We start from the raw sequence: 9,355 nt of genomic DNA, 5'->3' as shown, positions 1-9,355 counted from the left end.
CGGCACCGGAGGCCCCCGCCCAGCCCGCGCCCACGACAGTCACCGCCGCCACGGGTGCAGCCCGGCCCGCACCGGCGTCGGAGGGCAGCGAGCTGCGTGGCCGCACCGAGAAGATGAGTCGCCTGCGCCGCCTGATCAGCGAGCGCATGATGGCCTCGCTGCAGACCTCTGCCCAGCTGACCACGGTCGTGGAGGTCGATGTCACCCGCATCGCCGCGCTGCGTGCCCGGGCCAAGGACGAGTTCCTCGCGCGCAACGGCACCAAGCTCACCTACCTGCCGTTCTTCGTCGCGGCCGCCACCGAGGCGCTCAAGGCGCACCCGAAGCTGAACGCCACCATCGCCGATGACCAGGTGACCTACCACGACGTCGAGCACATCGGGATCGCGGTCGATACGCCGCGGGGCCTGTACGTGCCGGTGGTCAAGCACGCGGGTGAGCTGAACATCCCGGGTCTGGCCAAGCGCATCAACGATCTGGCGGCACGCACCCGGGACAACAAGGTCGAACCGGGAGAGTTGTCGGGCGCCACCTTCACGATCACCAACACCGGCTCCGGCGGTGCCCTGTTCGACACCCCGATCATCAACCAGCCGGAGGTCGCCATCCTTGGACTGGGCGCCATCACCCGGCAACCGCGCGTGGTCAAGGACGCCGACGGCAACGAGGTGATCGCCGTGCGCTCGGTGTGCTACCTGTCGTTGTCCTACGACCACCGGCTGGTCGACGGCGCGGACGCGTCGCGGTACCTCATGACCGTCAAGAAGCGCCTGGAGGAGGGCGACTTCGCCGGCGAGCTGGGGCTGTAGCGCCTTCACTTATGGTTCGTCTGCGCCGTCCGACGCTGCGACCGCCTTGGGGCCCGCACCTTTGCGTGCGGGCCCCATTGTCATCGATAGGCGCCCGCCGCGAGGCCACCGCTCCTTGAGGAGGGCGGCTAACGGCCCCGGCGAGGGCGGTGACCGAGCGCGCCATCCACATCTAGCAACTGAGGTTGACGTCCCCACACTTGTCAACGTAGGTTGCTTGCATGGTTGCTTCAACCACTCCATCGCCCGATCAGGTGGCCACCGCCGCAGCGGATACTGCCCATCCCGTAGCCGGCCTGCGCGCCGTAGCGGCATTACGCCGACTCACCGAATCCCTGGAGCTCGCACAGGTCGAGGCCGCGCTGCACGCCGGTATGAGTTGGACTCAGATCGCGAACCATCTGGGCGTCACCCGCCAGGCCGTACACAAGAAATACGCCAAGCGCGTGGAGCCGGGTCTGGCCCCTACACGAAAGAGGTCCCGTTGACCATGAGTACGACTACACATCTGTTCGCCTTGATCACCTGTTCCTGGTACGAAGCGGGTCGACTGCGCCATCCCGAGGTCGATCTGGACCATCTGCTCCTGGGCCTGCTTGCTGAGGGCGGCGCGGCCGCAGCCCTACTGGGCTCCCATGGCGTGACCTTGGCCGACGCCCGAGGCGCAATACGGGACGTGGCTGACACCGACCTCGCCGCCATCGGCGTCGACGTCTCCGCCATGCCGAAGAACCTGCCAGAACGTGCCGGCAACACGCCATTGGCGGATCTCGGTGAGATACCCATGTCCGCTCGAGCTCAGCAACTCGTGAGCGACCGCCGAGCCTCGTTCAACACCTCACTGTCAACCTTGCGGGCACTGCTGGGCACCGAGGTACCGATTCGCCTACTCGTACGACTCGGCGTTGATCCGGACCGCTTATGCAAGGATCTTGCCGCCTACGAACTGCGCCGACCGAGCCCAGTCGCACGCCGTGCCGGCGTCACGGTCGACCGCACGCTGCTTGCCGAGCAGCCGTCGGCCGCTGTGCGCCTGAGCCGGTTCGTCTCCGCACCGCCGACCCAGGTGCACAGTGTCTTGGCCGACCCGTCACTACTATCCAGTTGGGCGGTCCTCGCCGCGGAGATACGCGCCACCCGTCCAGACGGCATCATCACTAGGAGCGACTCACGGTCCGGAGGCCGCCATGCGGACCTGCACTGGAGGCGCTTGGAACCGACGCCGGATTCAGTCGTCTGGGTCAAGACCCTGTTGAACGGACCCGCTCCCGGACGGGGCTTCGCCTATGACCGCTTCGATCTGGCGCTCGCCCCAGGCGGATGCGCGCTCACCTTCACCCGCGCCTACCGAATCTGGCGTCTGTCCGGACGGCTGGCGCACCCGGTGACGCGGAGGCTCACGCGCCTCGGCATGGTCTCCACCCTCGGGTCCATCGCCAGGACGGTAGCCGCCACATGAGTTGCCTCAGTTTGGACCCCTTTTCCCTGTTTGGACCGCGTTCCCCTGTTTGGACCGCCGTTGTGTGCCGCGCGGGCGGTCCGAACCGGTGGTCTACGCGGCACGTACCTCGGCCACGCGCCACGGGTCGGGCACCAGCACCAGCACCACCTCGCGCGCGCTCTGCGCCGGCACGGTGCGCACGGTGCCGTCCGCCCCGGTACGGGTAGACGGCGGTTGGGATTGGCGGATGCGCACCGCCCGGGCGCTGTCCAGGTCTGTTCGCAGTCCTCCGGCACGTCCACCTCGGTCACACTGAGCACGGCGGTGTCCAGGCCGCCTACGCGCTCCCCCGCCGCTCCCAGCGCCTCCAGCACGGCCGCGTCGGCGCTGGCCGCCGGCGAGTGCGGCACCGTGGTGTCGGCCAGGGCGATGGCGTCGCCCGCATTCAGGGCGGCGTCGCGCCTCCCGGTCAGGTCCACCACCACCTCCAACAGGCTCTCTTCGGCTGAGAGCGTCGGAGCAGACGCCGTGGCCGTGGCGCCGACGGTCGCAGTCGCGTCGGTGCCGGGCACGGCGACCTGCGCGGTCCGGCCGACGCCAAGCAGCCCCAGGCTCGCCCCCAGGACGACCGCAAGCACAGCCAGGCCGCCGAGTGCGGCAGCCAGCCGGCGTCGCCCCACGCGCGGCCGGTTGCCTCGGCGGTGTCCACGTTCAGGTTCCGTCGTCGGCCCCGGTCCCGGGCGGCGACGCAGGGTGCGACGGGTGGGGACGACACGAGTGGGGCGGGCGGCGGCGGCGCGCAGACCGCGCCCGCGGCCAGGCGGGCGCCTTCGGGCAGGATCAGCCGGCCGGGCCGACCCAGTTCGGGGGCACGGGCGGCCAGGGCACGAGCGGTCGGGCGTCGACTCGGGTCCGCGTCGAGGGCATCGCGCAGGATGCGTTCAAGCCGGGACCGCAGCAGCGCCGAGCCGGAGGCGCATTCGCGCAGCAGCGCCGCCAGCGCGTATACGTCCGATGCCGGAGTCGCCGGGCCGCCGTTGCGCCGCTCGGGGGCGGCGCAACGGTCGGTCCCGGACTCGAGGATGCCGCCGAACAGGTCGATGAGCACCAGCCCGCCGTCGGTGGTGACCATGACGTTGGCGGGTGAGACGTCCCCGTGCGCCAGGCCATGGGCGTGCAGGTGTGCCAGTGCGCCGCCGACGTCGTCAAGCACCCGCGCAGCCTCGACGCGGGTCAGGCCGCCACGAGCGCCGAGCAGCACCGCCAGGTCGGCGCCCGCGATCAGGTCGACGGTGACCGCGGCGTACCCGTCGGGTAGGAAGACGACATCATGCACGGCAGCGATGGCGGGGTGGACCAGCCCGCGCAGCTCGTTCAGACGACGCAGCGTGCGGGCCCCTGCGGCATCGTCGGGCAGCTCCAGCAGGTGGATGACGACGTCGCGGCCGGCGGCGTCCAGGCCGCGACGCGGCGCTAGGCGGCCCGGTGCGTCGGCGCCCAGGGGCGGGCCGACGGCGAGGCCGGCCCCTATGAGTGCGTCCTGCAGTTGCGGCGAGAGTGCGTCGGGGTCCGCTGCCGGCTCGCTCCGCCTACGGCTGCGGTACTGGTTGGTGCCCATGACGTCCATGTTCGCCGGGCCGGCCCGGCACCGCCAGGGGCAATGCGTCGCCTGTGGATAACCCGTCACACCCGCTCCACCCGACCCGCCGAGACCGATGCCAGTGACGCTCCCGGACCGGTAGGAGCGGCTACCGGACGCGCAGCCCCACGGGCGAACGGATACCCTTAAGCGTCGACCATGAGTGGGGTCAGGTGGGTCTCCAACGCCGCCATGACCGGGCCGGCCAGCTCGGCCGCCGCGTAGTGGGTGCCGGTGGTCACCGTCAGCGACGTCACCCCGCGTCGGTAATGCCGCAGGGAATGATCCGGTCCAGGTCAAAGGCCGCCAGGTCGGGGTCGACGTTCAGGCCGATCCCGTGCATGGTGGTGCCTCGTGCCACCCGCACTCCCAGGGCACAGACCTTGCGCTCTCGCGTTTCGCCACCTGTCGACCCGGCGCCCGGCGGTACCCACACCCCCGAGCGGCCCGGCACGCGCATGGTGTTCACGCCATAGTCGGCGCACACCTCCATCACCGCCGCTTCCAGGGCGCGCACATACTTGATCACGTCGATCGGCTCGGCCAGGCGGATGATCGGGTAGACGGTCAACTGACCGGGGCCGTGCCAAGTCACCTTCCCCCCGCGGTCGACGTCGACCACCGGCACGTGCTCGGGCCCGGCCAGCGGACCCGCGGGGCGCTCCCATGAGTGCGTACGGCGTCCCACGGTGTAGACGCTCTCATGCTCGAGCAGGAGCACGGCCGCGGGGCGCCGGCCGGCGGCGACCTCGGCATGCACGGCACGCTGAAGCGCCAGGCCCTCATCAAAAGGCACCAGCCGGGTCCCCAGTCCGACGTCGATGCGTTCCAAACCGTGCACCCGATCAGCCTAGATGAGACACGCGCGGCGGCGTATCCCCCGTGGCGGTCGCGACGCAGGAATGGCGGGCAGGTGGCGGACGTGGCTGGCAGCCCGGCCGACCGCCTAGACTAAAGGCCCAAGGTCCTACGGGAGGAGTTTCAGTGCCCGACGCCGTCGCCCCTGAAGGCCGCCGCCTACTGCGCGTGGAGGCCCACAACGCCAAGACACCGATCGAGCGCAAGCCCGGCTGGCTGCGCACCCGCGCCGTGGTGACCGACACCTACCAAGACGTGCGCGACCTGGTGCGCCGTCACGACCTGCACACGGTCTGCGCTGAAGCCAACTGCCCCAACGTCTACGAGTGCTGGAACGACCGCGAGGCCTCCTTCCTCGTGGCCGGAAGCATTTGTACCCGCCGTTGCGACTTCTGCGACATCGCCACCGGCCGGCCCACCGAATACGACCCCGACGAGCCGGCCCGAGTGGCCGCATCGGTCAAAGAGATGCGCCTGCGCTACGCCACCGTCACCGGGGTCAGCCGCGACGACCTGCCCGACGGCGGTGCCTGGCTGTACGCGGAGACCGCCCGCCAGGTGCACGCGCAGGTGCCCGGATGCGGCGTCGAGCTGTTGGTGCCCGATTTCAAGGGCCGGGAGGAGTCACTGCAGGAGTCTTCTCCTCCCGCCCGGAGGTGTTCGCCCACAACCTGGAGACAGTGCCTCGCATCTTCAAGCGGATCCGCCCCGCCTTCTCCTACGGCGGCAGCCTGGATGTGCTCGCACGCGCATCGCAAGCCGGACTGTTGACCAAGTCGAACCTGATCCTGGGCATGGGCGAGACCCGTCAGGAGGTCGAGCAAGCGATCGCGGACCTGGTTTCGGTCGGCGTCAACATCCTCACCCTCACCCAGTATCTGCGCCCGTCCAAGCTGCACCACCCGGTCGACCGGTGGGTTAAGCCGCAGGAGTTCCTCGAACTGGCCACGCTCGCGGAGGACCTGGGTATCGGTGCGGTCATGAGTGGTCCCCTGGTGCGTTCTTCCTATCGCTCGGGACTGCTGTGGGCCCGGGCGATGCGCGCCACCGGCCGGGCAATCCCCGCAAACATGCGTGACCTGGCCGAGCCGAGCACGGCCCGCCAGGAGGCCTCCGCGCTGCTCACCGCCGGCGCGACCGGGCCCGCCGACGGTTCCGCGGCCGACCGTGCAACGCTGAGTCCGGCGGGCCGGGTTGCCTCCTGAGGGACGGCGCCCGCCGTCGTCGGCTAAGGTGGGAGCGTGAGCACAGCCCAGAGCGCCCAGCCGAAGAAGAAGCGGCGCCTCGCCCAGGTCGCCCAGAACGTTAAAGACTCCTACACGATCTCGCGGCGCAGTTTCCCGTGGATCGGCTGGGTCCTGCTCGGCATCCTGGTTGCCCTGTTGGCACTTGCGGTGGTGCTGTCCACCGTCACCAGCCAGGCGCTGTGGTACTGGCTGCTGATGGGGGTGCTTCTGGCGCTCATGGCAGACATGGTGGTTCTATCACTGGCCACCCGCCGCGCCTCCTACATGCAGATCGAAGGCCGCCCCGGCGCGGTCAAGGCCGTACTCGATCAGGCGGGTCGCGGCTGGTACGTGGAGTCCGATCCGGTCGCCTTCAGCCCCAAGGGCCAGGACTTCGTGTGGCGCCTGGTGGGCCGCCCGGGCATCGTGCTGGTGGCCGAGGGCGCGCCGGGCCGTACCCAGCGTCTGATTGAGGAGGAGAAGAAGGTGCTGCGGCGCATCCTGTCCACGGTTCCGGTGCACGTGATCAGCGTGGGCACTGCGGAGGGACAGACCCGCCTGATCCACCTCGAGCGCGAACTACGGCGTCTGCCCACCAAGCCCACCAAACTGACCAACACCGAAATCGAGCGGGTGTCCAAGCGTCTGTCGTCTCTGTCCTCTAAGGGCATGCCGATCCCGAAGTATCTGGACCCGAACAACATTCGTCCCGACCGCCGCGCCATCCGCGGCCGCTGAGCCGGCGCCCGGGACCGCCGATCCACACATGCGTAGCCGTCCCGGTCACGCCGCCGAAACACGGCGGACATATTCGCGGCACCGCCGCGACACCGCGTCCACCTAGCCTGCATACGCATGCCCGGTCACTTGCGGGCCAACAACACACACCCCTGATGGAGGGACCACATGTTCAGTGATGCTGCGGAAGCGCTGGCCTATATCGAGAAGGAGGACGTACAGCTGGTTGACGTGCGCTTCTGCGACCTCCCCGGCGTGATGCAGCACTTCACCATTCCGGTGGCCGCCTTCAAGGATGAGGCGCTCACCGAGGGGCTCATGTTCGACGGTTCTTCCATTCGCGGCTTCACCGCCATCCACGAGTCGGACATGAAGCTCATCCCCGACGTCACCACCGCTTTCCTGGACCCCTTCCGCGAGCAGCGCACGCTGGTGATCAACTTCTCGATCGTGGACCCCTTCACCGATGAGGTCTACTCCCGGGACCCCCGCTCGATCGCCGCCAAGGCGGAGGACTACCTGCGTTCCACCGGCATCGCCGATACCTGCTACATCGGTGCCGAGGCCGAGTTCTACCTGTTCGACTCCATCCAGTACGAGACCACTCCGGCATCCACCCGCTACCTGATCGACTCCGCCGAGGCCGCCTGGAACACCGGCCGCGATGAACCGGGCGGCAACAAGGGCTACAAAACCGCCTTCAAGGGCGGCTACTTCCCCGTGTCCCCCAACGACCAGATGGCCGACCTGCGTGACCGCATCGTGCGCACCTGCATCGAGTCCGGCCTTGATATCGAGCGCGCCCACCACGAGGTCGGCACCGCCGGACAACAGGAGATCAACTACCGCTTCGCTTCGCTGCTGGCGGCGGGCGACGACATGATGAAGTTCAAGTACATCGTCAAGAACGAGGCCTGGCGCAACGGCAAGACCGCCACCTTCATGCCCAAGCCGATCTTCGGCGACAATGGCTCGGGCATGCACACCCACCACTCCCTGTGGAAGGACGGCAAGCCGCTGTTCTTCGACGAGCGCGGCTACGGGCAGCTCTCGGACCTGGCCCGCTGGTACATCGGCGGCATCCTGCGCCACGCTCCCAGCCTGTTGGCCTTCACCAACCCATCGGTCAACTCCTTCCACCGGCTGGTGCCCGGTTTCGAGGCGCCGGTGAACCTGGTGTACTCGGCGCGCAACCGCTCGGCCTGCATCCGCATCCCGGTGACCGGATCCTCCCCCAAGGCCAAGCGCATCGAGTACCGCGTGCCCGACCCGTCGGCGAACCCCTACCTGGCCTTCGCGGCCACGCTGATGGCCGGCATCGATGGCATCCGCAACCGGATCGAGCCGCGCGAGCCCGTCGACAAGGATCTGTACGAGCTGGAGCCCGAGGACTACCACGACATCGAGAAGCTGCCGGCCACCCTGGACGACGCTCTGGCGGCGCTCGAGGCCGACCACGACTACCTGACCGAGGGCGACGTATTCACCCCCGATCTGATCGAGACCTGGGTGGACTACAAGCGCACCAACGAGATCGCGCCCATGCGGCAGCGGCCGCACCCGTATGAGTTCGAGCTCTACTACGACCTGTGAGCGGCCTCTCCCGCCCGAGCACGCTCACGGTTTGCATATCTATGCTCTGATGTGGATATCCTGGCGGCGGCCGTAATCCCGATTACGAAGGAGCCGCATGAGATCCGCCCGCACCTTGAGCGCGCGCGTCGCCGCCGGGCTGTGCCTGGCTCTGTCGGCGACGGCGGCGCTCACGGCCTGCACGAACGCCGCCGACTGGAAGGCCACCCAGGAGGGCGACACCGCCGCCTTCACCGGCTACGACACCTCCGGTATTCAGGCGCAGCAGGACATCATCGACATGCTCCCCGAAGGCGCCCTGGCCGACGGCGTGCTCGACGTGGCCGCCTCCACCGACTACGCACCCGCGGAGTTCCTGGACACCGACGGCACCGCCATCGGTTACGACGTCGACCTGACCAAGGCCATCGCCGCCGTACTGGGCGTAGACTCCACCACGCACACCGCCGAGTTCGACTCCATCATCGCCGCCGTAGGCGCCAAGTACGACGCCGGTATTTCCTCCTTCACCGTGACCGCCGAGCGCGAGTCGGCCATGGACATGATCGCCTACATCAACGTGGGATCTCGCTTCAACGTGGTGGCCGGCAACCCGGAGGGGGTAGACCCCTCAGATCATCTAAACCTGTGCGGGCTGACCATTGGCGTGCAGACCGGCACCGCCCAGGAGGAGACCATGAACGCCGACTCCGCCGCCTGCACCGCAGCGGGACTGCCGGCCATCTCGGTGCGCTCCTACTCCACCCAGTCCGAGGCCACCACCGGCCTGATGGGGCACGTGATCGACGCCGTCTACTCCGACTCGACCGTGGCCGGTTACGCCGTCGAGCTGACCGACGGGGGCGTGGAGACCGTCGGCGAGATCGAGGAGGCACTGCCCCAGGCCATCGTGTTGACCAAGGACGATCCTCAGCTGAACGCCGCCATCCAGGCGGCCGTCCAGTACCTCATGGATGAGGGCATCTGGGAGGAGATCCTGGATGCGTGGGGCATTGAGGACGCCGCACTCACAACCGCCGAGCTGAACCCGAACGTGGAGCAGTGATCACCA

At 68.7% G+C, this 9,355-nt stretch carries 8 protein-coding genes and 2 pseudogenes; 7 read left to right on the top strand and 3 right to left on the bottom strand.

Annotated features, from left to right (window positions below; translation table 11 throughout):
- The 3 genes from sucB to BW737_RS11775 form a co-directional block, all read left to right on the top strand.
- On the top strand, nt 1–809 hold an 809-nt coding region (gene sucB / locus BW737_RS11785; protein WP_086615721.1), incomplete at its 5' end, for a 2-oxoglutarate dehydrogenase, E2 component, dihydrolipoamide succinyltransferase.
- Between the two features lie 221 nt (nt 810–1,030).
- A complete protein-coding gene (locus tag BW737_RS11780) occupies nt 1,031–1,297 on the top strand; it encodes a hypothetical protein (RefSeq protein WP_086615719.1) in 267 nt (88 codons plus the stop codon).
- Between the two features lie 2 nt (nt 1,298–1,299).
- Nucleotides 1,300–2,268 carry an SRPBCC family protein gene (locus BW737_RS11775; RefSeq protein ID WP_086615718.1) on the top strand — a complete coding sequence of 323 codons (969 nt, stop codon included), beginning with the start codon at nt 1,300–1,302 and terminating at the stop codon, nt 2,266–2,268.
- 93 nt (nt 2,269–2,361) lie between these two features.
- Here BW737_RS11775 and BW737_RS17030 read toward each other — a convergent pair whose 3' ends face one another.
- From BW737_RS17030 to lipB, 3 genes and pseudogenes are all read right to left on the bottom strand, one after another.
- Entirely contained in the window at nt 2,362–2,505 is a 144-nt protein-coding gene (locus BW737_RS17030) for a hypothetical protein (RefSeq protein ID WP_218961910.1), read from the bottom strand.
- 214 nt (nt 2,506–2,719) lie between these two features.
- Nucleotides 2,720–3,868 carry a protein kinase domain-containing protein gene (locus BW737_RS11770; protein WP_218961909.1) on the bottom strand — a complete coding sequence of 383 codons (1,149 nt, stop codon included), beginning with the start codon at nt 3,866–3,868 and terminating at the stop codon, nt 2,720–2,722.
- A gap of 167 nt (nt 3,869–4,035) precedes the next feature.
- A pseudogene (lipB, locus tag BW737_RS11765) lies at nt 4,036–4,721 on the bottom strand (lipoyl(octanoyl) transferase LipB).
- Between the two features lie 152 nt (nt 4,722–4,873).
- Here lipB and lipA point away from each other — a divergent pair.
- The 4 genes and pseudogenes from lipA (at nt 4,874) to BW737_RS11745 (ending at nt 9,349) form a co-directional block, all read left to right on the top strand.
- A pseudogene (gene lipA, locus BW737_RS11760) lies at nt 4,874–5,952 on the top strand (lipoyl synthase).
- Nucleotides 5,953–5,988: 36 nt separating this feature from the next.
- Nucleotides 5,989–6,711 carry a DUF4191 family protein gene (locus BW737_RS11755; protein WP_086615717.1) on the top strand — a complete coding sequence of 241 codons (723 nt, stop codon included), beginning with the start codon at nt 5,989–5,991 and terminating at the stop codon, nt 6,709–6,711.
- A gap of 168 nt (nt 6,712–6,879) precedes the next feature.
- Nucleotides 6,880–8,304, top strand: a complete 1,425-nt coding sequence (gene glnA, locus BW737_RS11750; protein ID WP_086615716.1) for a type I glutamate--ammonia ligase — start codon at nt 6,880–6,882, stop codon at nt 8,302–8,304.
- 97 nt (nt 8,305–8,401) lie between these two features.
- Nucleotides 8,402–9,349, top strand: coding sequence for an ABC transporter substrate-binding protein (locus tag BW737_RS11745; protein ID WP_086615715.1), 948 nt, complete (start codon nt 8,402–8,404; stop codon nt 9,347–9,349).
- The last annotated feature ends 6 nt before the right edge of the window (nt 9,350–9,355 follow it).

The organism is Actinomyces ruminis (assembly GCF_002154335.2).
GTDB lineage: Bacteria > Actinomycetota > Actinomycetes > Actinomycetales > Actinomycetaceae > Actinomyces > Actinomyces ruminis.
The sequence above is the reverse complement of the archived record's forward strand: the minus strand, read 5'-3'. Positions and strand labels throughout refer to the sequence as shown.